Below are 23,875 nucleotides of genomic sequence, written 5' to 3'. Positions count from 1 at the left end.
GCCTACAAAAACGCAGGCCCGGTAAGCGAAGCGCCATCGGGCGAAAATCAGCTACGCTGACGTACCGCTTCAAACAGGCAGATGCCCGTCGCCACAGACACGTTCAGGGACGACACGCTGCCCGCCATCGGGATGCTGATCAGCTCGTCGCAGTGCTCGCGCGTCAGACGGCGCATACCTTCACCTTCCGCACCCATCACCAGCGCCAGACGTCCGGTCATTTTGCTCTGGTACAGGGTATGATCTGCCTCACCCGCGGTACCGACGATCCAGATATTCTCTTCCTGCAGCAGACGCATGGTACGCGCCAGGTTGGTTACGCGGATCAGCGGAACGTTTTCCGCCGCGCCGCAGGCCACTTTCTTCGCCGTCGCGTTCAGCTGCGCGGAGCGATCTTTCGGTACAATCACAGCATGCACACCTGCCGCATCCGCACTACGCAGGCATGCGCCGAGATTGTGCGGATCGGTTACGCCATCAAGGATCAGGAAGAACGGGTTATCCAGTGCGGCAATAAGATCCGGCAGATCGTTTTCCTGATACTGACGGCCCGGCTTCACGCGCGCAATAATGCCCTGGTGAACCGCGCCTTCGCTTTTCTCATCCAGGTACTGACGGTTCGCCAGCTGTATCACCACGCCCTGCGCTTCCAGCGCGTGGATCAGCGGCATCAGACGTTTGTCTTCACGCCCTTTCAGAATAAACACTTCCTGAAAACGCTCCGGTGCGCGCTCGAGAAGGGCCTGCACCGCGTGGATGCCGTAAATCATTTCACTCATTGATGGTTCTCATTATGACTGTTCTTTCCCCTCTCCCCCCTGGGGAGAGGGTCAGGGTGAGGGGCGGAACTTACTCCGCCTGTTTTTTCTTCGCTGCACGTTTTGCTTTGGTGGCAGCAGCGATTTTCTGCGTCTTCGCAGAAGGTTTTTTCGCTGAGCGAGCGTCTTTCTTCGCCGCCTTCGGCTTTTGCTTCTTCTCGCCGCGGAACGCGCTGTCTGGCTCGAAGTTTACCTTCTTACCCGCCTGACGACGTTTACCGCCGCCCGGTTTACCGTTTCCGCCTTTTTTCGCCCGTTCACGCTCGGTTTTACCGACGTTACGCGGCGCACGCTCGCTGGAGATGAGGCTGAAGTCGATTTTACGGTCGTCCATATTCACGGCTTCAACTTTCACTTCCACACGGTCGCCCAGACGGTAGGTCTGGCCGCCCGATTCGCCAATCAGGCGTTGACCTACCTGGTCGAAGCGGTAGTAGTCGTTATCCAGGCTGGAGACGTGCACCAGACCGTCGATAAATAGCTCGTCCAGACGCACGAAGAAACCAAAGCCGGTCACGCTGGCTATCACGCCTTTAAAGACGTTGCCCACCTGGTCCAGCATAAAGTCACACTTCAGCCAGTCCGCTACGTCGCGCGTGGCTTCATCAGCACGACGCTCGGTCATGGAACAGTGCTGACCGAGCTGCAGCATCTCTTCCATCGAATAGTGATAACCGCCGGTTTCGGTAGTGTTCCCTTTATGGCCCTGCTCCTGCGCCAGCAGATACTTGATCGCGCGGTGCAGAGACAGGTCAGGATAGCGACGGATCGGCGAGGTGAAATGCGCGTAAGACTGCAGCGCCAGGCCGAAGTGTCCCCGGTTTTCCGGATCGTAAATCGCCTGCTTCATCGAACGCAACAGCATCGTCTGCAGCATTTCTGCATCAGGACGGTCGCCAATGGACTCCAGCAGCTCGGCGTAATCGCGCGGTTCAGGCTTGTTGCCGCCAGGCAGCTCCAGACCCAGTTCCGCCAGTACTGAACGGAACGCGGTGATGGCTTCCGTTGACGGCTTATCGTGAATACGGAACAGCGCTGGCTCTTTGGCTTTCTCAACGAAACGCGCTGCCGAGATGTTCGCCAGGATCATACACTCTTCGATCAGCTTGTGCGCATCATTACGCTGGGTCTGCTCGATACGCTCAATGCGACGCTCTGCGTTGAAGATAAACTTCGCTTCTTCGCTCTCGAACGAGATCCCGCCGCGCTCTTCGCGTGCCTGATCCAGCGTTTTGTAGAGGTTATGCAGTTCTTCAATATGTTTGACCAGCGGCGCGTATTGTTCGCGCAGATCCTGGTCGCCCTGCAGCATATGCCAGACCTTGGTATAGGTCAGACGCGCATGGGAACTCATGACCGCTTCATAGAACTTGTAGCCGGTTAAGCGCCCTTTGGTGGAGATGGTCATCTCACACACCATACAGAGGCGATCAACCTGCGGGTTCAGGGAACACAGGCCGTTAGAGAGCACTTCCGGCAGCATCGGTATTACCTGAGAGGGGAAATACACCGAGGTACCACGGCTGCGCGCTTCGTTATCCAGCGGGGTGTGCGGACGCACATAGTAGCTCACGTCCGCAATCGCCACCCACAGACGCCATCCGCCACCGCGTTTTTTCTCACAGTAAACGGCATCATCGAAGTCGCGGGCATCTTCGCCATCAATGGTGACCAGCGGCAGGGAGCGCAGATCCACGCGGCCCACTTTGGACTCTTCCGGCACTTCTTCACGCAGACTTTCGATCTGATCTTCAACCGCTTTCGGCCAGATGTAGGGGATCTCATGGGTGCGCAATGCCATATCAACGGCCATGCCAGTGCCCATGTTATCGCCCAGGACTTCCACGATTTTACCAACCGCTTTGGTGCGACGCGTTGGGCGCTGAGTGAGTTCTACCACAACCACAAAGCCCATGCGTGCGCCCATCACCTCTTCAGGCGGGATCAGGATGTCAAAGCTCAGACGGCTGTCGTCCGGCACCACAAAGCCCACACCCGCATCAGTGAAGTAACGGCCAACAATCTGGCTGGTTTTTGGCACCAGTACGCGCACCACGCGCGCTTCCCGGCGACCTTTACGGTCAGCACCCAGCGGCTGCGCCAGGATCTGGTCGCCGTGGATACACATTTTCATTTGTTCAGATGACAGATACAGGTCATCTTTGCGGCCTTCCACGCGCAGGAAGCCAAAGCCATCACGGTGCCCAATCACGGTGCCTTTCAGCAAGTCGAGGCGTTCAGGCAGCGCGTAGCACTGGCGGCGGGTAAAGACCAGTTGCCCGTCACGCTCCATGGCACGCAGGCGACGGCGAAGAGCTTCAATTTGCTCTTCACCTTCAATATTTAATTCAACGGCAAGTTCTTCACGATTGGCGGGTTTTTCGCGTTTTGTTAAGTGTTCAATGATGAACTCGCGGCTGGGGATAGGATTCGCGTATTTTTCGGCTTCGCGTTCCTGGAAAGGATCTTGTGACATGTCGGTTCCTCCGTTGTCAGCTCCGGTGGAAATTTTCTTCATTCCACCAGCAATAATTTATAAAGCGGTTGATTCTCTTCAACCAAATCGGCCAGCGTGTAGTTATCCAGTTCCTTGAGAAAACTTTGCACAGCCTTAGAAAGCGCCTGTTTCAGGCGGCAAGCGGGTGTAATGTGGCAAAACTCACTGCTGCAGTTCACCAGAGACAAGGGCTCCAGTTCGCGTACCACATCCCCGATGCGAATACTCTGCGCCGGTTTACCGAGACGGATCCCCCCATTCTTCCCGCGGACGGCAGCAACGTATCCGGCACGACTAAGTTGATTGATTATTTTGACCATATGATTACGAGATACGCCGTATACCTCCGTCACTTCAGAGATACTGGTCATCTTCCCATCGGGTAACGACGCCATGTAAATCAGCGCACGTAAGCCGTAATCGGTGAAACTTGTTAACTGCACATCAACCTCAGGAAAAAGGGAAAACGCGGTCAAACCGCAGAGATATTCATTAATGATGATAAACCAGCCAGATAGATAGCGGCTAATTTATTTGACAGACGGGGCGAAAAAGCGGAGATCCAGGAGCGGTCGCCGGATGGCGCTACGCTTATCCGGCCTACGAGTTTCCCCGCAGGCCAGCATTCACGAAGATTATGCGTCGAACGGGTCGCGCAGGATCATCGTTTCAGTACGATCCGGGCCGGTAGAAATAATATCGATCGGCACTTCGGTCAGTTCTTCAATACGCTTGATGTAATCCAGCGCCGCCTGTGGCAGGCCACTACGCTCTTTCACACCGAAAGTGGTCTCAGACCAGCCCGGCATGGTTTCGTAAATTGGCTCAATGCCTTCCCAGTCGTCAGCGGCCAGCGGAGTTGTGGTCACTTCACGGCCGTCTGGCATACGGTAGCCGACGCAGATTTTCACTTCTTTCAGGCCGTCCAGCACGTCCAGCTTGGTCAGGCAGAAGCCAGACAGGGAGTTGATCTGCACGGCACGACGCACAGCAACCGCGTCCAGCCAGCCGGTACGACGACGACGACCGGTGGTCGCGCCAAACTCGTTACCCTGCTTGCAGAGGAACTCGCCGGTTTCATCGAACAGCTCGGTCGGGAATGGACCGGCCCCCACACGCGTGGAGTAAGCTTTGATGATGCCCAGAACGTAATCCACATAACGTGGACCCAGGCCAGAGCCGGTCGCCACGCCACCTGCGGTGGTGTTAGAAGAGGTTACGTACGGATAGGTACCGTGGTCGATGTCCAGCAGCGTACCCTGCGCACCTTCGAACATGACGAAATCGCCACGCTTGCGCGCCTGGTCCAGCAGATCGGACACATCAACAACCATACCGGTCAGAATGTCTGCAATCGCCATGACGTCATCCAGCACTTTCTGGTAGTCAACAGCGTCAGCTTTGTAGAAGTTCACCAGCTGGAAGTTGTGATATTCCATCACTTCTTTCAGTTTTTCAGCGAAGGTGGCTTTGTCGAAGAGATCGCCCACGCGCAGACCGCGACGTGCCACTTTATCTTCATAAGCCGGGCCGATACCACGACCGGTCGTACCGATCGCTTTCGCACCACGTGCTTTCTCACGCGCGACGTCCAGTGCCACGTGATAATCCAGGATCAGCGGGCAGGCTTCGGAGAGCAGCAGACGCTCACGAACAGGGATACCACGGTCTTCCAGACCCTTCATCTCTTTCATCAGCGCAGCGGGAGACAGCACAACGCCGTTACCGATGATGCTGGTGACGTTTTCGCGAAGAATGCCTGATGGAATAAGATGGAGGACGGTTTTTTCACCGTTGATTACGAGAGTATGGCCTGCGTTGTGACCGCCCTGGTAGCGTACAACATATTTAGCCCGTTCAGTCAGAAGATCAACAATCTTCCCTTTACCTTCGTCACCCCATTGGGTGCCCAGTACGACGACGTTGTTACCCATTTTTTTCAAAATCACCGTTTGCTTAAAAATGGATTCTACCATCGCTTTTTCAGATATACAGCACTTTTTGACCTCAAAATACGCCAAATCCGACCACTTTTTGATCAGCCAATCGTTTTCCTCAACATGTAGTAGATCACGATGCCAGCAACCACAAGTCCACCGCCGAAACGGCGCAAAATATTATCCGGAAGTTGGCTCATGGTCGCGATCATGCGGCGCCAGGCACGCGGATAAAGCATCGGTCCCAGGCCTTCCAGCACTAACACCAGGGCCAGCGCCAGCCAAATGGTTGAATTCATTTTTATTCCTTATAAAAGAAAACCACCGCTCCGGAGGGAGCGGTGGTTTGAATACTCAAACGTGCCAGAGTTTATCGTGTTGCGTTAGTCGGCGTCTTCATATAACGGAAGAAATCGCTGTCCGGGCTGAGCACCATCACATCCTGGTTGCTCTGGAAGCTATTCTCGTAAGCACGCAGGCTACGGATAAAGGCGTAGAAGTCGGGATCCTGGCTGAAGGCATCTGCGAACAGCTTCGCCGCTTCCGCATCACCTTCACCGCGCAGAATACGGCCCTGACGTTCAGATTCCGCCAACGTCTTGGTAACTTCGTAGTCCGCTGCCGCACGCAGCTTCTCAGCCTCTTCCTGGCCTTGTGAACGGTGGCGACGGGCTACCGCTTCACGCTCGGCGCGCATACGGTTGTAGATCGCTTCGGACACTTCAGCTGGCAGGTTGATCTGCTTGATACGCACGTCAACCACTTCGATACCCAGCGCAGCCATACTGTTCGGGTTGATCACCGGCACTTTACCGTTGGTTTCAGCCTGAACGCGTTCAGCTGCTTTCGCAATCGCGTCATCCGCTGCTGGCGTTTCCACTTCGTCTTCCGTGCCCGCGGTACCGGAATTCAGCGCATCGCGCACTTCCAGGGTCAGACGACCGCGGGAGTCGGTCACGATGTCTTTCACATCCAGACGACCAATTTCAGAACGCAGACGGTCAGAGAACTTACGTTTCAGCAGCACTTCCGCCTGAGAAACGTCGCCACCGCCGGTGGCCAGGAAGTAACGGCTGAAATCGCTGATGCGCCATTTGATGTAGGAATCAACGATCAGGTCTTTCTTCTCTTTGGTCACGAAACGGTCAGCCTGGTTATCCATAGTCTGGATACGCGCATCCAGCGTTTTCACTGACTGAATGAACGGCACCTTGAAGTGCAGACCCGGTTCGTAAATCACCGGACGTTTGTCACTGTCACGCACGACGCTGCTGAACTGGAACTTGATCCCACGCTCGCCCTCTTTCACCACAAAGATCGAGGTATACAGCACGACCAGTACGATGACGATGATCGCAATAACTGACTTACGCATCCTTATTCCCCCTGACGCTGGTAGTCGTTACGCTGCGCGTTAGCACGGCGTTGGTCCATAATGTCACCATCGTTCGAAGAAGGCGTTGTGTTCGCGCTGGCGCTGCCCGATGACGCTGGCGGCAGACGCAGCAGGTTGTTCGCTCCGCTGGTGTCTTTCGCGGCCGGTGCAGAACCGCCCTTCAGCATCTGATCCAGCGGCAGCACCATCAGGTTTCCACCTTTGCTGTCGTTAACCAACACTTTGCGGGTATGGCTCAGCACTTTTTCCATGGTCTCGATATAGAGACGCTCACGGGTAATTTCTGGCGCTGCTTTATATTCCGGCAGAATCTTCGCGAAGCGAGCCACTTCACCCTGTGCTTCCAGGATGGTCTGCGTCTTATACGCGCGTGCTTCTTCCAGAATACGCTGCGCCTGACCGTTAGCACGTGGCTGAACTTCGTTGGTGTACGCTTCCGCTTCACGGATGTACTGCTGTTCGTTTTCACGGGCAGCAATTGCATCATCAAATGCGGCCTTCACCTCTTCCGGCGGACGAGCAGCCTGGAAGTTAACGTCCAGCAGGGTGATACCCATGTTGTACGGACGAATGGTCTCCTCCAGCTCGCGCTGGGTATCGCTACGAATAACGGTACGACCTTCGGTCAGAATGCGGTCCATGGTGTATTTACCAATCACACCACGCAGGGCGCTGTCAGTCGCCTGACGCAGGCTGTCATCGGCGCTGGTTACGCTAAACAGATAACGTTCAGGATCGGTCACGCGATACTGGACGTTCATCTCAACGCGCACCACGTTCTCATCAGACGTCAGCATCACGCCAGAGGCGGCCAGTTCACGGACGGACTCCACGTTTACCGCTGTCACGTCGTCAATGAAGGTCGGCTTCCAGTTCAGGCCCGGCTCAACCAGATGGCTGAACTTACCGAAACGGGTGACCACGCCGCGTTCTGCTTCTTTAATGGTGTAGAACCCGCTGGCTGCCCAGATGATTACCACCGCAGCGGCCACAATGCCCACTACGCGGCCACCCATTGGCGGGCGCGGACTCTGAGTGGAATTACCCCCTGAGCCAGAACCTTTTCCTCCGCCCAGGCCACCAAGCTTTTTGCTCAGCTTGCGGAAGATATCATCCAGATCCGGCGGCCCCTGCTCGCGACCACCTTTGTTGCCATTTCCCCCAGAGTTGCCGCCTTGATTATTGCTGCTTCCCCACGGGTCGCGGTCTTGTCCGTTATTACCGGGCTGATTCCACGCCATGTATATGCTCCATATTTGTTATGCAAGGGCGAATTTTTCAGGCTTCCCCTTTCTGATCAGACGATATAGTCCGCCAGCGCAGGTTCTTGTTTACAGAGGCGACGCCAGTCAACGATCGGCATACGCACCTGCATCCCCACGCTGCCGTCATCCTCCATCCACTCTTTTTCTATCGCCTGAAGCTGATAAAACCGGCTGCGCAGCCTGCCTTCCTGTGGCGGCAGGCGCAGCGTGTGCTGCGCTACCTCACCGGAAAGACGTTCTGTCAAAGCCTGGAAAAGCAGTGGCACACCAATACCGGCCTGAGCAGAAAGCCAGACCCGAATCGGTTTGTTCTCTTCATCTCGGTCGATACGCGGTTCGAAATCCTCCAGCATATCGATCTTGTTCATCACCAACAGCGTGGGAATTTCGTGGGCATCAATCTCTTCCAGCACCACGTTCACCGCGTCGATGTTCTCCTGCACGCGTACGTCAGCCGCATCAATCACGTGCAGCAGCAGGGTCGCCTGTCGCGTCTCCTGCAACGTCGCTTTAAACGCCGCCACCAGATCGTGTGGCAAATGGCGGATAAACCCTACGGTATCCGCCAGCACCGTTTCACCCACGTCTGCTACGTCAATACGACGCAGCGTAGGGTCCAGGGTCGCAAACAGCTGGTCTGCGGCATAAACCTGGGCCTCGGTTATCTGGTTAAACAGGGTGGATTTACCGGCGTTGGTATAACCCACCAGCGACACGGTCGGGATGTCAGCTTTGGTTCGCGCCCGACGCCCCTGTTCACGCTGTTTCTCTACACGTTCCAGACGCGAGAGGATCTGGGTAATACGGCCACGCAGTAAACGACGGTCGGTTTCGAGCTGGGTTTCACCCGGACCGCGCAAACCGATCCCGCCTTTTTGTCTTTCAAGGTGGGTCCAGCCACGCACCAGACGCGTCGCCAGATGGCGCAGCTGTGCAAGCTCAACCTGCAATTTCCCTTCATGGGTACGTGCACGCTGAGCAAAAATGTCTAAAATCAATCCCGTGCGGTCGATCACACGGCATTCGCAGAGAGCTTCCAGGTTGCGCTCCTGGGCTGGAGACAGCGCATGATCAAACAACACGACTGACGCGCCGGTTGCTTTTACGGCATCCGCAATTTCTACTGCTTTACCTTCACCAACAAAATACTTTGGGTGCGGCGCTTTACGGCTACCGGTAATCACCTGCATTGCTTCGACACCGGCGGAAGAGACCAGAGATTCAAACTCCTGGAGATCTTCCATATCTTTGTCTTGCGAAAAATAGATGTGTACCAGCACCGCCTGCTCACCGGCATCATAACGGTCAAACAAGCGTAAACCTCTCTAAAAAGATCAGCGGGGAACGCAGGATCCCTGGCTCCCCGTGTGGATAACAGCTGAAACCTTATTCGGTTTCGTCGCTGTCCTGCGCTGGCGTTGAAGAACCCTGCGCGTTGCTGCCATGATGGTAGTTACTGCCAGTGCCGCCGCCAGCGTTATTGCTGTGATGAGAGACTGGACGGGACGGAACAACAGTAGAGATAGCGTGCTTGTAGACCATCTGACTGACCGTGTTTTTCAACAGGATCACAAACTGATCGAAAGACTCAATCTGACCTTGCAGCTTAATACCATTCACCAAATAAATAGAAACTGGAACACGTTCCCGACGCAATGCGTTCAGGAACGGATCTTGTAAAGATTGCCCCTTAGCCATTCTATCTTTTCCTTATATGCTTGTTTTGTACTTAGAACCTTGCGATTCTGAAAAATTGCGCACGATACGTCTCAATTGTACACATTCAGTGGGCGATATCACCAACAACCTCAATCACCTCGTTTAACGCCTGTTGCGGTTTTTCACTGTCTAACCAGTGAACTCCCTCCCAACCGCGCAACCAGGTGATCTGGCGCTTCGCTAACTGTCTCGTGGCGCAAACACCTCGATAAACCATTTCATCGTATGAAATCTCACCTTCAAGATACGACCACATCTGGCGGTATCCCACACAACGAACGGAAGGCATATCCGTATGCAAATCTCCACGGGCAAATAGCGCCCGCACTTCTGCTTCAAAATCTGAAGCTAACATCTGATGAAAACGCTGCTCAATTCGTTGATGGAGCAGTTCACGGCTCGCCGGGGCGATGGCGAACTGATGCACCTGATACGGCAGAGCGTCTCCTGACGTTTGCGTCAGTTCCGTTAAAGTTTTACCCGAAATGAAAAAAACTTCCAGTGCCCGGGAAAGCCTTTGCGGATCATTTGGATGGATTCGCGCTGCCGCAACCGGGTCAATCTCTGCCAGTTGCTTATGCAACACGTCCCATCCCTGCTCTGCCGCCTGTTGCTCAATCTTTGCTCTCACGTCAGGATCTGCGGAAGGTAAAGGTGATAATCCTTCCAGCAGCGCCTTAAAGTAGAGCATGGTGCCGCCAACCAACAGCGGTATACGTCCCGCCGCCGTAATCTCGGCCATCTCGGCTAAGGCATCCCGGCGGAAATCCGCTGCGGAGTAAACCTCTGCCGGGTCGAGAATGTCCAGCAAACGGTGCGGTGCCGCACGCAGTTCTTCTGCGCCAGGCTTCGCCGTACCAATGTCCATCCCCCGATAGATGAGGGCGGAATCAACGCTAATCAACTCTACAGGCAAAACTTTGCGTAACTCAATGGCTAACGCCGTTTTGCCGGAGGCCGTTGGGCCCATTAAAAAAATTGCCTTTGGCAGGCTCGCCTTACTTACGTCAGTCATGTTTCAGGGCGGTCATCGCCGTTTTCAAATCAACAGGTTGTAATAACCCACCCGGCGGTGCTTTCACCAGCTGTGGGCAAAGGCGTTCGACCTCCGCCAGCACGGTAATCGCCTGCGCCATACTCCACGGTGTATGTTCGCTGGCCAGATGGCGAGCGATCCACTGCGCGGTGTTGGCGGCCTCAAACGATGTTTGCTGCGCCAGGTAGCCTATCAGTTCAGGAATCAAGTTTTGTAAATTTTGTTGGCGTAAGGGTAAAGGCACTGCGCGAATTGTCACATGTTGTGGTTCGAGCACCATTTCAATGCCCATTTGCGCCAGTAGGGCCTCTGTACGCTGCAATACCCGCGTTTCTTCAGCGGATATTTTCAGACGAACCGGGATCAATAACGGCTGCGCACAGGCCGCATTTTCCCCTGGCGTCAGTTGCGCCTGTTTGAGCCAGCGTTCGGCAACCGGTAACGCCAGAAGCTGCAATTTGCCGTCGCGTTCTAGCAATGCCATATCCGGTGCGATAATCGTCAGCACTCGCCCGAAACTCTGGCTGTGCCCTTCAAGGGACGGTGTCGCCACTGCAACGTGATCTTTGCGCTCAACAGCAGGCGTTTCCAGCAACTTACGGTACAACGCCCCCTGCTGCTTTTGATAGCCGGGTTGAGCGTTCGGATAGTTTGCTCCCGTCGGACGCGTCGTGCTCGCACCGGTTGAGAATCGAGGCGTTTCCGGCTCTCGCGCGACAGCGGGCTGCGCAAAATGGTTGCGGCCCGCAGCGACACGGTTTTCCGGGATGGGACGCGGTGAGGAATCGTCTTTTTCCAGCGGCAATGCAGGCTCAACCTGCTGTTGCAATACGCTCAGCACGCCCTGATAGATAAAATCATGCACCAGACGCGACTGATGGAAGCGCACCTCATGCTTGGCGGGGTGAACGTTAACATCGACCTGATGCGGGTCGATCTCCAGATAAAGCACAAAAGCCGGTTGCTGATCGGCCCCAAGCTTGTCTTCACAGGCCTGACGAATGGCGTGGTTAATGAGGCGGTCGCGCATCATGCGGCCATTCACGTAGCAATACTGAATTTCAGAGAAAGCCGCACTGCTGGCGTTCGGGTCGGCCACCCAGCCACGTAAAGCGAGATCGCCATGCTGCCACTCTATCGCCAGCGCCTGTTCCAGAAATGGCGTTCCGCAGATAGCCCCTAAACGGCGCTCTTTCTGCCCGCCTTCCGCCACCGCGCGATACTGGCGCATTACCTTGCCGTTATGGCTGAGATTAATGGTGACGTCAAAACGCGCCAGCGCGATACGACGAATGATCTCGTCGATATGGCCGAATTCGGTTTTTTCGGTACGCATAAACTTGCGTCGGGCGGGGGTGTTGTAGAATAGATCCAGCACTTCCAGCGTGGTACCGACAGGATGCGCCGCGGGTTTAACCGTCACATCCATGTCGCGTCCTTCGGCGTATGCCTGCCAGGCTTCCTGCTGTTCAGCGGTACGAGAGGTCAACGTCAGGCGGGAAACCGAACTAATACTGGCGAGCGCCTCGCCGCGAAAGCCGAGGCTGATTATTGCTTCAAGATCGTCCAGAGAGGCAATTTTACTGGTGGCATGACGCGCCAGCGCCAGCGCCAGCTCGTCTTTTTTTATCCCACAGCCGTTATCGCGAATGCGGATAAGTTTCGCCCCGCCGCGTTCGATATCAATATCAATGCGGGTAGCTCCCGCATCGAGGCTGTTTTCCACCAGTTCCTTCACCACCGATGCAGGACGTTCCACCACCTCACCGGCGGCGATTTGGTTCGCAAGCTGCGGCGGTAGAACCTGAATCGGCATGATGTCTCCTTAGTTGGTCGCGGTCATCCCACCCGGCAGTGAAGCGTTGGCCACCTGGCCTGCTCCGCCCGACGGCGCGGACTGCAGCGGGTGCGCGTCAAAGTATTTACGTAGACCGTTATAAATCGCTTCGGCAATTTGCTGCTGATAGCTGTCGCTTCCCAGCAGGCGCTCTTCGGCGTTGTTGCTGATAAAGCCGGTCTCCACCAGAATTGACGGAATATCCGGCGAACGCAGCACGCCCAGGCTCGCATGTTCCGGGCGACGCTTGTGCAATGCCCCGATGCCCTGCAGCTGATTCAACACGTTAGTGGCGACATCATACCCGACGCGCTGGGAATGACCGAACTGTAAATCCAGTACAGCCTGGCTGAGGTACGGGTCTGACTGACTGTTTGCCAGCACATCACCCGCACCGCCCAGCAGTTCTGACTGTTTCTCATGCTCTTCCAGCCAGTTTGCCATCTCGCTGTTTGCCCGGCGGTTTGACAGCACCCACACAGACGCGCCCGTGGCACTGCGGTTTGGCGCAGCATCCGCATGAATAGAGACCAGGAAATTGGCATTTTGCTTACGCGCCACGTCCGAGCGGCCCATAACGGAAATAAAATAGTCGCCGTCGCGGGTCAACACGCCTTTAAACATAGGATCGTCATTCAGCAGCGCGCGCAGCTTGCGGGCAATGGCAATTGTGACGTTTTTCTCCCGCGTGCCGCCCGGGCCAATCGCACCCGGATCCTGACCACCGTGTCCGGCATCAATGGCGATAATCACTTTATCACCGCTGACCGCGCGGCGCGCACTGGCCGCCGGACGCGTTACCGTATTGCTGCTGGTTGCTGCGGTAATGCGATCGTTCTGCGATTTAAACGGATTACGCGCGGGTTCCGATGGACGCGGGGTATACACAGGCTCCTCCACGCGTTTCGCGACAACCGGTGGTGGCGGAGGCGGCGGCGGAACGTCGGCATTGATGGTAAAAACTACCGTATAGTTCGCGCCGTTTTGCTGCTTAACCGCTTTCGTTTTGCCCTTTTCGGTGAGATCCACCACCAGGCGCAATGACTGGCTGTCCTGCGGGTTACCCGAGCGGATACTTTTCACCAGGTTGTTACCGCTGAACCGAAGCGGGAGCCCCTGAATCACCCCGGTCTGTTTGATATCCAGCGCCACGCTGTGGCTGTCTGGCTGTGAAAAAGCGTATTCAGGGTCACCCATAAAGCTAAACGTGATCCGGGCCTGGCTTTCGCCGTTCGACACCTGAATATCCGAAAGGCTTGCCGCCCCGGCCTGCGCGCACAGCAGCACCGAAGCAGCCAACAGCCAACTTTTAACGCGATTTTTCATCCCGTCATCCCTACGCTTAACCGGCGAGACGCGCCAGTAAGGAACACCCTGATGAGGAAACCGCACTGATGCGAGCCTCACGCCCTTGTGCCTGGTAATCTATGTGAATTTCGACATCCGGGTCAGGTAACACACCCGCACCTTGTTGCGGCCACTCCACCAGGCAGATGGCATCATTGGCAAAATAATCACGGATCCCCATAAATTCCAGCTCCTCAGGATCCGCAAGGCGATATAAATCAAAGTGGTACACCATGAGATTGTCGAGGGTGTACGGCTCGACGAGCGTGTAGGTTGGGCTTTTCACATTCCCGTTATGCCCTAACGCCTGCAAAAAACCCCGGCTGAAAGTGGTTTTACCCGCCCCCAAATCACCATACAGATAAATGACGGTTGCCCCCTGACAGGCCTGCGCCACGCGCTTGCCGAGATCTAAAGTGGCTTGTTCATCAGGTAAAGGAATCGCTCGATTAGTCATTTTCTACGTCAATCACATCCGGGTTAACAACACGCCGTAGCGTGCAAAAAAGATCGGTGGCCAGCATACCGCGTGTCCCATATCGCGCCGCCAGTTTATCTGCCGCGACACCGTGGGCCACGCAGCCCGCACAGGCTGCATCATAAAGGGGAAGTTTCTGTCCAAGCAATGCGCCGATGATACCGGAAAGCACGTCGCCCATACCGCCGCTCGCCATGCCCGCATTTCCGGCATCAATAATGCCCAGCGCCTCGTCACTGGCAACGACGGTTCCTGCCCCTTTCAAAACGGCAACACCTCCGTAACGTTTTACCAGACGCTGAGCAGAAAGTAAGCGATCGCTTTCAATTTCTGCGACGCTGCAGTTAAGCAGGCGCGCGGCTTCGCCGGGGTGTGGCGTCAGGATGCGATTGTGACGCTTATCCGGGTTTATTGCCAGAAGGTTAAGCGCGTCGGCATCCCACAGCATCGGTTTACGAAAATTCTCGACTTTTTGCAGGGCCTGTTTACCCCATCCCTGTTGCCCAAGCCCTGGGCCAATGACCACGACATCCGCCCATTCGAGGCTTTCCTCAAGCGTCTGGGGCGTAAGCTCATGAACCATCAGCTCCGGTCGGGCTGTGATTAGCGGTGCAATGTTCTCAATACGAGTGAGAATTCGCACTAAACCAGCACCGCTGCGTAATGCTGCCTCGCCGGTCATGCGAATCGCCCCTGCCGTACCGCGATCGCCACCAATGATCACCAGCCTGCCGTGGTCGCCCTTATGGGATGTCGGACGGCGCGGCGGAAACCACTCAGTCAGCAGCGATGCATCAAAACGGGCGATGCGCATTTCCTGCCCGGCTAGCCAGCCCTCCAGCCCGAGCGCGTTATGGTGTAATACGCCGACCACATCCCGTGCTTTACCGGTTAACAGACCCGGCTTCAAAGCAATGAAGGTCACTGTGTGCGCAGCCTGGATGACGGCGCCAGGCGTCGCGCCGGTTTGCGCGTTCAGGCCTGAAGGGATATCCAGCGCCACTACCGGGGCGCAATGTCTGTTGGCGTGTTCAATCAGCGCGGCAATATTCTCGCGGGGAGCACTGCGCAGCCCGGTACCCAGCAGACCATCAATAATCAGATCGACATCCTCCGGCCAGACGATATCAGGCGCATGAATCACACCACCGGCATTCAGCCATGCCTCCCGTGCTGCGCTGGCCTCTTCCGGCAGGGGCTTATCACTTTCCAGCGCCAGCAGCGTAACGCGAATACCGGCAGCTACCGCAAGACGGGCAACGACGTAGCCGTCCCCGCCGTTATTGCCGTGTCCGCACAAAATCAGCCAGTGGGTGGATTGCGGCCAGGCGCTGCGGGCAACGGTAAATGCTGCCTCTCCCGCACGCTGCATCAGTTCATAAAGGGTGATCCCGAGGCTGTCTGCAGCCTCTTTTTCGGCGCGCCGGAGGTCATCCGCATGCCAGATGGAATGTGGTATACTTGCGGGGTTTTTCTTCACTGTATGGTCCGTCATGTCACAGCCCCTCGATCTCAATGAGTTAGCGCAAAAAATAAAACAGTGGGGTGCTGAGCTTGGCTTCCAGAAGGTGGGTATTACCGACACCGACCTCTCCGCCAGCGAGCCAAAACTGCAGGCCTGGCTGGACAAACAATACCACGGCGAAATGGAGTGGATGGCGCGTCACGGCATGATGCGTGCCCGCCCACACGAGCTTTTACCGGGTACCTTGCGCGTCATCAGCGTGCGCATGAACTATCTGCCTGCCAACGCGGCTTTTGCGCGCACGCTAAAAAATCCCTCTCTGGGTTACGTTAGCCGGTACGCCCTGGGGCGTGATTACCATAAGCTTCTGCGTAACCGTTTAAAAAAACTCGGGGAAACTATTCAGCAGCACTGTGTTTCGCTGAATTTTAGACCCTTTGTTGATTCCGCGCCTATTCTTGAGCGCCCGATCGCTGAAAAAGCCGGGCTTGGCTGGACAGGTAAGCACTCACTTATCCTTAGCCGTGACGCCGGATCGTTCTTCTTCCTTGGCGAATTGCTGATTGATTTACCGTTACCGATAGACGGCCCGGTGGAGGAAGGCTGTGGCCGCTGCGTGGCCTGCATGACCATCTGCCCGACGGGGGCTATCGTTGAGCCTTATACCGTTGATGCCCGTCGCTGCATCTCCTATCTCACTATCGAACTGGAAGGGGCCATTCCGGAGGAGTTTCGACCACTTATCGGCAACCGCATCTACGGCTGCGATGACTGCCAGCTGATCTGCCCGTGGAACCGTTATTCGCAGCTTACGGATGAAGAGGATTTCAGCCCGCGTAAGGCGCTGCATGCGCCACAACTCATCGAACTGTTCGCCTGGAGCGAACCCTGGTTCCTGAAAGTGACGGAAGGCTCGGCCATTCGTCGTATCGGTCATCTGCGCTGGCTGCGTAATGTCGCCGTCGCGCTGGGTAATGCCCCGTGGGATGAAGCGAACATTCAGGCTCTTGAAAGCCGTAGAGGTGAGCACCCACTTCTTGATGAACACATAGAATGGGCGATTGCGCAGCAGATTGAGAAGCGTAATGCCTGTGTGGTTGAGGTGCAGCTTCCGAAAAAACAGCGGCTGGTCAGGGTCATCGAAAAAGGACTTACGCGGGATGCGTGAACTATTCACAGCCTGTGTATAAAAATAAAAACTCAAGCGCCATCTGGGCTTGAGAAGAGGTCAAGTGATCTCAATAACATTTTGAAATCAAATTTTCTTCAATTTATACAATCACTTGAAAGGATATTATTCACCCTGCTAACTTTCTGCACAGTCAGGATTAAAGACGAAATCTGTGGATAACTCTGTTCACAAGAGTATTTCAGAAGAAATAGAAAACGTCCCCAACGAATCTTTTCGCTGTGGATAATTTAGATATGAAGAAGAATTTGGAGCGGGAAACGAGACTCGAACTCGCGACCCCGACCTTGGCAAGGTCGTGCTCTACCAACTGAGCTATTCCCGCTTGGGTGGTCCGTGCTCTGAAAGCACTTTCAAATTTTGGAGCGGGAAACGAGACTCGAACTCGCGACCCCGACCTTGGCAAGGTCGTGCTCTACCAACTGAGCTATTCCCGCTTGGGCAGTCTGTGCTGTGAAAGCACTTTTCAAATTTTGGAGCGGGAAACGAGACTCGAACTCGCGACCCCGACCTTGGCAAGGTCGTGCTCTACCAACTGAGCTATTCCCGCAAATCTGTACTGCTTTTGTTGCTGTCGTAACGTGTAATTCTCTGTCGTTACGGGAGGCGCATTATACGAGAAATCCTTTTAGCTGCAACCCCCCTTAAAGCGATTTTTTCGAAATTCAGTTCAAATGCTTATTAAATCGGCAAGCTGAACAATTTAACGACAAAAACCCGGCCACGCAAGGCGCCGGATCTCAAAATCACAGCTTAATAAAGTTTTCGCGGTAGTACGCAAGCTCTGCCACAGACTCACGAATATCGTCCATCGCCTGGTGCGTCCCCTGCTTTTTAAAGCCATCAAGGATTTCAGGTTTCCAGCGGCGCGCCAGCTCTTTCAGGGTACTCACATCCAGATAGCGGTAGTGGAAGTAAGACTCCAGCTCCGGCATGTACTTAAACAGGAAACGGCGATCCTGGCCAATGCTATTCCCACAGATAGGCGATTTACCTGCCGGAACCCATTGTTTCAGGAACTCAAGCGTCGCCAGTTCTGCCTCGCGATCGCCCAACGTGCTGGCCTTCACGCGATCCACCAGGCCGCTGCCGGTGTGGGTGCGCACGTTCCATTCATCCATCAAAGCCAGCTGATCGTCGGACTGATGCACGGCAATCGTCGGCCCTTCGGCCAGAATATTCAGGTTGGCGTCCGTCACCAGAGTTGCAATCTCAATAATGCGATCGCGCTCGGGATCCAGCCCGGTCATTTCGAGATCGATCCAAATCAGGTTGTTTTCATCCGCGCTCATGTTATTTTCCACCCTTCTCGCATAACCGGCAGTAGCAGGTTAACTAGTATTGATTAGAGTGTATCATAGAGGTTTTGCCCCTTACGGGCGACCAGGAGCCAGCGCGATTGAGTAAAAATAAACTCTCCAAAGGGCAGCAGCGCCGCGTAAACGCCAACCACCAGCGCCGTCTTAAAACCACTTCGGAGAAACCGGATTATGACGATAACCTGTTTGGTGAAGCGACAGAAGGCGTCGTCATCAGCCGTTTCGGTATGCATGCCGATGTGGAATCCGCCGACGGGGATATTCACCGCTGCAATATCCGTCGCACCATTCGTTCACTGGTTACCGGCGATCGCGTGGTCTGGCGTCCGGGTAAAGAGGCGGCTGAAGGGGTCACGGTTAAAGGTATCGTTGAAGCCGTGCATGAACGCACGTCGGTGCTCACCCGCCCGGATTTCTACGATGGCGTGAAGCCGATTGCCGCCAACATTAACCAGATCGTTATTGTTTCGGCGATTTTACCTGAGCTTTCGCTCAATATTATCGACCGTTACCTTGTCGCCTGCGAAACGCTGCAGGTTGAGCCGATCATTGTATTAAACAAAATCGATCTGCTGGACGACGACGGGATGGCCTTCGTCAATGAGCAGATGGATATCTATCGCAATATTGGCTATCGCGTCCTGATGGTCTCCAGCCATACCAAAGATGGTCTGAAACCGCTGGAAGAGGCGCTCACCGATCGCATCAGCATCTTTGCGGGCCAGTCCGGCGTGGGCAAATCGAGTCTGCTGAACAATTTGCTTGGCCTCCAGCAGGCGATCCTTACCAATGATGTGTCTGATGTCTCGGGTCTTGGCCAGCACACCACCACCGCATCACGCCTGTATCACTTCCCGCACGGGGGCGATGTCATCGACTCCCCGGGCGTGCGCGAGTTCGGTTTGTGGCATCTTGAACCGGAACAAATCTTCAACGGATTTGTCGAATTCCATGATTATTTAGGCGCTTGCAAGTACCGCGACTGTAAACACGATAACGACCCAGGTTGCGCTATCCGTGAAGCGGTCGAAAAAGGTGAGATTGCGGAGACCCGCTTCGAGAATTACCACCGCATTCTTGAGAGCATGGATCAGGTAAAAACGCGTAAAAACTTTTCTGATTCTGACAACTGACAACTAAGCTAAGCATCGCTAAAATCGTCCCCTTTTTTCAGGTTCCGGCGGCTTACCGCCGGATCAGGAACGACAAAACAATGGCCTGGAGGCTACCTTGTTAAACGCATTTAAACTTTCGCTTCAATACATTCTGCCAAAACTGTGGCTCACTCGCCTGGCGGGCTGGGGCGCAAGCAAACGCGCGGGCTGGCTGACCAAACTGGTCATCGACCTTTTTGTGAAGTATTACAAGGTCGACATGAAAGAGGCACAGAAGCCAGACACCGCCAGCTACCGTACCTTCAACGAGTTTTTTGTACGCCCGCTACGCGATGAAGTGCGTCCGCTGAACACCGACCCTAACGTACTGGTGATGCCCGCTGACGGCGTGATCAGCCAGCTGGGTAATATCGAAGACGACAAAATCCTGCAGGCGAAAGGCCATAACTACAGCCTGGAAGCGCTGCTGGCGGGTAACTACCTGATGGCGGACCTGTTCCGTAACGGTACGTTTGCGACCACCTACCTGTCACCGCGCGACTATCACCGCGTACACATGCCGTGTAACGGTATCCTGCGTGAGATGATCTACGTTCCGGGCGATCTCTTCTCCGTGAACCACCTGACCGCGCAGAACGTACCGAACCTGTTTGCCCGTAACGAACGCGTCATCTGCCTGTTCGATACTGAATTTGGCCCGATGGCGCAAATTCTGGTGGGCGCGACCATTGTCGGCAGTATTGAAACCGTCTGGGCTGGCACCATCACGCCTCCGCGTGAAGGTATCATCAAACGCTGGACGTGGCCTGCCGGTGAAGCGGAAGGCTCTGTCGCCCTGCTGAAAGGTCAGGAGATGGGGCGCTTTAAGCTGGGCTCTACCGTTATCAACCTGTTTGCGCCGGGCAAAGTGAAGCTGGCTGAACAGCTTGAAAGCCTGTCGGTGACCAAACTTGGCCAGCCGCTGGCAGTCTCCACCGAAACTTTTGTGACACCCGATGCAGAACCTGCTCCGCTGTCACAAGAAGAGATCAACGCCGAGCATGACGCCAGCCCGCTGGTTGACGACAAAAAAGACGAAGGCTAACAACAGAAGGATCGCTGACGTGCGCCCGATTATCGTTCTACTGATGGCCTGGTGCCTCAGCATGGGGGCGTACGCAGCGACAGCCCCCGACGCCAAACAGATAAGTCAGGAACTGGAGCAGGCAAAAGCGGCCAAACCCGCTCAGCCAGAGACCGTCGAGTCGCTTCAGTCCGCACTGAACGCGCTTGAAGAGCGGAAAGGCTCTCTTGAGCGCGCTCAGCAATATCAGCAAGTTATCGACAACTTCCCCAAACTCTCGCAAACATTGCGCGCGCAGCTGGCGAATCTGCGTGATGAGCCGCGCGATGTGCCAGCCAACATGACCACGGACGCCCTGAATCAGGAAATCCTGCAGGTCAGCAGCCAGCTTCTGGAGAAGAGCCGTCTGGCTCAGCAGGAGCAAGAGCGTGCACGTGAAATTGCCGACTCCCTCAGCCAGCTCCCGCAGCAGCAAACCGACGCCCGTCGCCAGCTTAATGAAGTTGAGCGCCGCGTGGGTACGCAAACTGGCAACACGCCGCAGGCGCAGGCACAAAATCTTGGCCTGCAGGCGGAATCGGCGCGTCTGAAAGCCCTGGTAGATGAACTGGAACTGGCGCAGCTGTCCGCCAATAACCGCCAGGAGTTGTCGCGGATGCGCTCGGAACTCGCACAAAAGCAGAGCGAGCAGCTGGATGCGTATCTTCAGGCCCTGCGTAATCAGCTTAATAGCCAGCGCCAGCGCGAGGCCGAACGTGCTCTCGAAAGCACCGAACTGCTGGCGGAAAACAGTGCCAACCTGCCAGCGGACATCGTCGATCAGTTTAAGGTCAACCGTGAGCTTTCTGCCGCACTGAATCAGCAGGCGCAGCGTATGGATCTGGTTGCCTCACAGCAACGTCAGGCGACCAATCAAACCCTGCAGGTGCGTCAGGCGCTCAACACCCTGCGCGAACAGTCCCAGTGGCTTGGGTCATCAAACCTGCTGGGCGAGGCGCTGCGTGCCCAGGTTGCGCGTCTGCCGGAAATGCCGAAGCCGCAGCAGCTGGATACCGAGATGGCCCAGCTACGCGTTCAGCGACTGCATTTTGAGGATCTCCTCAATAAGCAGCCGCAAATTCGCCAAATCCGTCAGGCGGATGGCCAGCCCCTGACCAGCGAGCAAAACCGGATTCTGGAAGCTCAGCTGCGTACCCAGCGTGAACTGCTGAACTCCCTGCTGCAGGGCGGCGATACGCTGATTCTGGAGCTGACTAAGCTCAAGGTTTCCAACAGCCAGCTGGAAGATGCGCTGAAAGAGGTCAACGAGGCAACGCACCGTTATCTTTTCTGGACATCCGACGTGCGTCCAATGACCTTCTCATGGCCGATCGAGATCGTGCAGGATTTGCGCCGTCTGATTTCGCTGGACACCGTCAGCCAACTGGGACAGGCCAGCGTGATGATGCTGACCAGCAAAGAGACCATCTTCCCGCTGCTGGGCGCGTTGATTCTGGTGGGATTCAGCATTTACTCACGCAGGCATTTTACCCGTTTCCTGGAGCGTTCCAGCGCACGGGTGGGGAAAGTCACTCAGGACCATTTCTGGCTGACGCTGCGCACCGTGTTTTGGTCGATACTTGTCGCCTCTCCGCTGCCGGTGCTGTGGATGACGCTCGGGTACGGGCTACGGGAAGCCTGGCCCTATCCACTCGCCGTTGCCATTGGCGATGGCGTGACCGCCACGGTACCGCTGCTGTGGGTCGTGATGATCTGCGCCACCCTCGCGCGGCCAAATGGCCTTTTCATTGCCCACTTTGGCTGGCCACGTAACCGCGTTGCGCGCGCCATGCGCTACTACCTGATGAGCATCGGGCTGATTGTGCCGCTGATTATGGCGCTGATCATGTTTGATAATCTCGATGACCGCGAGTTCTCAGGCTCGCTGGGCCGCCTCTGCTTTATGCTGATATGCGGTGCGCTGGCCATTGTCACGCTCAGCCTGAAACGTGCAGGGATACCGCTCTATCTGGATAAATCCGGTAGCGGCGACAACATGTTTAACCGACTGCTCTGGAACCTGCTGCTCAGTGCCCCTCTGATTGCAATGCTGGCCGCAGCAGTGGGATATCTGGCTACCTCGAAGGCGCTACTGGCGCGGCTGGAAACCTCGGTGGCGATCTGGTTCCTGCTTCTGGTGGTGTATCACGTTATACGCCGCGGAATGCTGATCCAGCGCCGTCGTCTGGCCTTCGACCGCGCCAAGCATCGCCGGGCGGAGATCCTCGCTCAACGTGCGCGAGGTGAGGAAGAGTCAAACCATGTTAATAGCACTGAAGGCACGATAGACGCGGACGAGGTCGAACTGGATCTGGATGCCATCAGTACCCAGTCCCTGCGGCTGGTGCGTTCCATCCTGATGCTGGTAGCCCTCCTGTCGGTAATCTTCCTGTGGTCGGAAATTCATTCCGCATTTGGCTTCCTGGAGAATATCTCTCTGTGGGATGTGACGTCCACGGTGCAGGGCGTGGAAAGCCTGGAGCCAATTACCCTGGGCGCGGTGCTGATTGCCATTCTGGTGCTGATCATCACCACCCAACTGGTGCGTAACTTCCCGGCACTGCTCGAGCTGGCGCTCTTGCAGCATCTGGATTTAACCCCCGGCACGGGATATGCGATTACCACCATCACCAAATACCTGATATTGCTTTTTGGTGGGATGGTCGGTTTCTCAATGATTGGTATCGAGTGGTCTAAACTGCAGTGGCTGGTCGCCGCGCTGACGTTTGGCCTGGGTTTTGGCATGCAGGAGATTTTCGCCAACTTTGTGTCCGGCCTGATCATCCTGTTTGAAAAACCGATTCGTATAGGCGATACGGTGACGATTCGCGATCTCACCGGTAGCGTAACGAAGATCAACACTCGCGCCACCACAATCAGTGACTGGGACCGTAAAGAGATCATCGTGCCTAACAAGGCGTTTATCACCGAGCAGTTTATCAACTGGTCGTTGTCAGACTCCGTCACGCGTGTGGTGTTGACAGTGCCGGCACCGTCGGATGCTAACAGTGAAGAAGTCACGCAGATCCTCTATACCGCTGCCGAACGCTGCACGCTGGTGCTCGATAACCCTGCACCGGAAGTGTTCCTGGTCGATTTACAACAGGGGATCCAGATTTTCGAGCTGCGTATCTACGCCGCCGAAATGGGGCACCGAATGCCGCTTCGCCACGAGATCCACCAGCTGATTCTGGCGGGCTTCCGCGAGCACGGAATTGATATGCCGTTCCCACCGTTCCAGATGCGTCTGGAAAGTATGGACGGACGAAAGATGGGTAAAACCCTAACCTCGGCGGCAAGAACCCGCCCGGCAGGAAGTTTGTAACTGTCTCCCCTCCCTTTCGGGAGGGGTATT

General features: G+C 55.6%; 19 protein-coding genes and 3 tRNA genes. 4 read left to right on the top strand and 18 right to left on the bottom strand.

Features of this window, described 5'->3' with window-relative positions; all coding sequences use genetic code 11:
• Positions 1-47 precede the first annotated feature (47 nt).
• From rlmB to nnr, 14 genes are all read right to left on the bottom strand, one after another.
• Positions 48-779, bottom strand: a complete 732-nt coding sequence (gene rlmB / locus G0034_RS01955) for a 23S rRNA (guanosine(2251)-2'-O)-methyltransferase RlmB (RefSeq protein WP_023331853.1) — start codon at positions 777-779, stop codon at positions 48-50.
• A gap of 70 nt (positions 780-849) precedes the next feature.
• A complete protein-coding gene (gene rnr / locus G0034_RS01950) occupies positions 850-3,294 on the bottom strand; it encodes a ribonuclease R (RefSeq protein WP_014882231.1) in 2,445 nt (814 codons plus the stop codon).
• A 38-nt stretch (positions 3,295-3,332) separates the two neighbouring features.
• Positions 3,333-3,758, bottom strand: a complete 426-nt coding sequence (gene nsrR, locus G0034_RS01945; protein ID WP_014882230.1) for a nitric oxide-sensing transcriptional repressor NsrR — start codon at positions 3,756-3,758, stop codon at positions 3,333-3,335.
• 192 nt (positions 3,759-3,950) lie between these two features.
• Positions 3,951-5,249, bottom strand: coding sequence for an adenylosuccinate synthase (locus G0034_RS01940; RefSeq protein WP_006178975.1), 1,299 nt, complete (start codon positions 5,247-5,249; stop codon positions 3,951-3,953).
• A 104-nt stretch (positions 5,250-5,353) separates the two neighbouring features.
• Positions 5,354-5,551, bottom strand: coding sequence for a DUF2065 domain-containing protein (locus G0034_RS01935; protein ID WP_003855996.1), 198 nt, complete (start codon positions 5,549-5,551; stop codon positions 5,354-5,356).
• Between the two features lie 71 nt (positions 5,552-5,622).
• Positions 5,623-6,627, bottom strand: a complete 1,005-nt coding sequence (gene hflC / locus G0034_RS01930) for a protease modulator HflC (protein ID WP_013095290.1) — start codon at positions 6,625-6,627, stop codon at positions 5,623-5,625.
• Between the two features lie 2 nt (positions 6,628-6,629).
• On the bottom strand, positions 6,630-7,889 hold the full coding sequence (gene hflK, locus G0034_RS01925; protein WP_014882229.1) for an FtsH protease activity modulator HflK: 1,260 nt from the start codon (positions 7,887-7,889) through the stop codon (positions 6,630-6,632).
• A 56-nt stretch (positions 7,890-7,945) separates the two neighbouring features.
• Complete coding sequence (gene hflX / locus G0034_RS01920) at positions 7,946-9,226, bottom strand: ribosome rescue GTPase HflX (RefSeq protein WP_023331851.1); 1,281 nt, start codon at positions 9,224-9,226, stop codon at positions 7,946-7,948.
• Between the two features lie 73 nt (positions 9,227-9,299).
• A complete protein-coding gene (gene hfq, locus G0034_RS01915; RefSeq protein ID WP_008502919.1) occupies positions 9,300-9,611 on the bottom strand; it encodes an RNA chaperone Hfq in 312 nt (103 codons plus the stop codon).
• Positions 9,612-9,696: 85 nt separating this feature from the next.
• Positions 9,697-10,647 carry a tRNA (adenosine(37)-N6)-dimethylallyltransferase MiaA gene (gene miaA, locus G0034_RS01910; protein ID WP_096217489.1) on the bottom strand — a complete coding sequence of 317 codons (951 nt, stop codon included), beginning with the start codon at positions 10,645-10,647 and terminating at the stop codon, positions 9,697-9,699.
• Positions 10,640-12,484 (bottom strand): DNA mismatch repair endonuclease MutL, encoded by a 1,845-nt coding sequence (gene mutL / locus G0034_RS01905; protein ID WP_014882226.1) that lies wholly within the window; start codon positions 12,482-12,484, stop codon positions 10,640-10,642. Before mutL ends, miaA begins: the two co-directional genes overlap by 8 nt.
• 9 nt (positions 12,485-12,493) lie before the next feature.
• Positions 12,494-13,831 (bottom strand): N-acetylmuramoyl-L-alanine amidase AmiB, encoded by a 1,338-nt coding sequence (amiB, locus tag G0034_RS01900; RefSeq protein WP_045268842.1) that lies wholly within the window; start codon positions 13,829-13,831, stop codon positions 12,494-12,496.
• Between the two features lie 16 nt (positions 13,832-13,847).
• Positions 13,848-14,309 carry a tRNA (adenosine(37)-N6)-threonylcarbamoyltransferase complex ATPase subunit type 1 TsaE gene (gene tsaE / locus G0034_RS01895; RefSeq protein WP_014882224.1) on the bottom strand — a complete coding sequence of 154 codons (462 nt, stop codon included), beginning with the start codon at positions 14,307-14,309 and terminating at the stop codon, positions 13,848-13,850.
• Entirely contained in the window at positions 14,302-15,825 is a 1,524-nt protein-coding gene (gene nnr / locus G0034_RS01890) for a bifunctional ADP-dependent NAD(P)H-hydrate dehydratase/NAD(P)H-hydrate epimerase (protein WP_063862231.1), read from the bottom strand. Before nnr ends, tsaE begins: the two co-directional genes overlap by 8 nt.
• Between nnr and queG the strand changes: the two genes are divergently transcribed.
• Positions 15,824-16,963: a tRNA epoxyqueuosine(34) reductase QueG gene (queG, locus tag G0034_RS01885; RefSeq protein WP_032637694.1), complete on the top strand. Its 1,140-nt coding sequence runs from the start codon at positions 15,824-15,826 to the stop codon at positions 16,961-16,963. The genes nnr and queG overlap by 2 nt on opposite strands.
• Positions 16,964-17,233: 270 nt before the next feature.
• Here the strand turns inward: queG and G0034_RS01880 are convergent.
• From G0034_RS01880 to orn, 4 genes are all read right to left on the bottom strand, one after another.
• A tRNA-Gly gene (locus tag G0034_RS01880) sits at positions 17,234-17,309 on the bottom strand.
• 36 nt (positions 17,310-17,345) lie between these two features.
• Positions 17,346-17,421 (bottom strand) — tRNA-Gly (locus G0034_RS01875).
• Positions 17,422-17,458: 37 nt separating this feature from the next.
• A tRNA-Gly gene (locus tag G0034_RS01870) sits at positions 17,459-17,534 on the bottom strand.
• Between the two features lie 196 nt (positions 17,535-17,730).
• The gene (gene orn / locus G0034_RS01865) at positions 17,731-18,276 is read right to left on the bottom strand and encodes an oligoribonuclease (RefSeq protein ID WP_014882221.1); all 546 of its coding nucleotides are present in this window, start codon (positions 18,274-18,276) and stop codon (positions 17,731-17,733) included.
• A gap of 107 nt (positions 18,277-18,383) precedes the next feature.
• Here orn and rsgA point away from each other — a divergent pair, with 107 nt between their 5' ends.
• The 3 genes from rsgA to mscM all read left to right on the top strand — a co-directional run bounded on the left by rsgA (position 18,384) and on the right by mscM (position 23,845).
• Positions 18,384-19,436, top strand: a complete 1,053-nt coding sequence (gene rsgA / locus G0034_RS01860; protein ID WP_014882220.1) for a small ribosomal subunit biogenesis GTPase RsgA — start codon at positions 18,384-18,386, stop codon at positions 19,434-19,436.
• A 97-nt stretch (positions 19,437-19,533) separates the two neighbouring features.
• Complete coding sequence (asd, locus tag G0034_RS01855) at positions 19,534-20,502, top strand: archaetidylserine decarboxylase (RefSeq protein ID WP_023331845.1); 969 nt, start codon at positions 19,534-19,536, stop codon at positions 20,500-20,502.
• 19 nt (positions 20,503-20,521) lie between these two features.
• Positions 20,522-23,845 carry a miniconductance mechanosensitive channel MscM gene (gene mscM / locus G0034_RS01850; RefSeq protein ID WP_045134428.1) on the top strand — a complete coding sequence of 1,108 codons (3,324 nt, stop codon included), beginning with the start codon at positions 20,522-20,524 and terminating at the stop codon, positions 23,843-23,845.
• The last annotated feature ends 30 nt before the right edge of the window (positions 23,846-23,875 follow it).

Origin of the sequence: Enterobacter sp. T2, from assembly GCF_010692925.1 — a bacterium.
Lineage (GTDB): Bacteria > Pseudomonadota > Gammaproteobacteria > Enterobacterales > Enterobacteriaceae > Enterobacter > Enterobacter kobei.
This window is presented reverse-complemented; position numbering and strand designations above follow the sequence as displayed.

Coding starts and splice junctions, on each gene's coding strand:
- hfq (WP_008502919.1), bottom strand. CDS start 9,611: ATGGCTAAGGGGCAATCTTTACAAGATCCGTTCCTGAACGCATTGCGT.
- G0034_RS01935 (WP_003855996.1), bottom strand. CDS start 5,551: ATGAATTCAACCATTTGGCTGGCGCTGGCCCTGGTGTTAGTGCTGGAA.
- amiB (WP_045268842.1), bottom strand. CDS start 13,831: ATGAAAAATCGCGTTAAAAGTTGGCTGTTGGCTGCTTCGGTGCTGCTG.
- orn (WP_014882221.1), bottom strand. CDS start 18,276: ATGAGCGCGGATGAAAACAACCTGATTTGGATCGATCTCGAAATGACC.
- mutL (WP_014882226.1), bottom strand. CDS start 12,484: ATGCCGATTCAGGTTCTACCGCCGCAGCTTGCGAACCAAATCGCCGCC.
- rnr (WP_014882231.1), bottom strand. CDS start 3,294: ATGTCACAAGATCCTTTCCAGGAACGCGAAGCCGAAAAATACGCGAAT.
- hflK (WP_014882229.1), bottom strand. CDS start 7,889: ATGGCGTGGAATCAGCCCGGTAATAACGGACAAGACCGCGACCCGTGG.
- tsaE (WP_014882224.1), bottom strand. CDS start 14,309: ATGACTAATCGAGCGATTCCTTTACCTGATGAACAAGCCACTTTAGAT.
- miaA (WP_096217489.1), bottom strand. CDS start 10,647: ATGACTGACGTAAGTAAGGCGAGCCTGCCAAAGGCAATTTTTTTAATG.
- hflC (WP_013095290.1), bottom strand. CDS start 6,627: ATGCGTAAGTCAGTTATTGCGATCATCGTCATCGTACTGGTCGTGCTG.
- rlmB (WP_023331853.1), bottom strand. CDS start 779: ATGAGTGAAATGATTTACGGCATCCACGCGGTGCAGGCCCTTCTCGAG.
- G0034_RS01940 (WP_006178975.1), bottom strand. CDS start 5,249: ATGGGTAACAACGTCGTCGTACTGGGCACCCAATGGGGTGACGAAGGT.
- queG (WP_032637694.1), top strand. CDS start 15,824: ATGTCACAGCCCCTCGATCTCAATGAGTTAGCGCAAAAAATAAAACAG.
- nnr (WP_063862231.1), bottom strand. CDS start 15,825: ATGACGGACCATACAGTGAAGAAAAACCCCGCAAGTATACCACATTCC.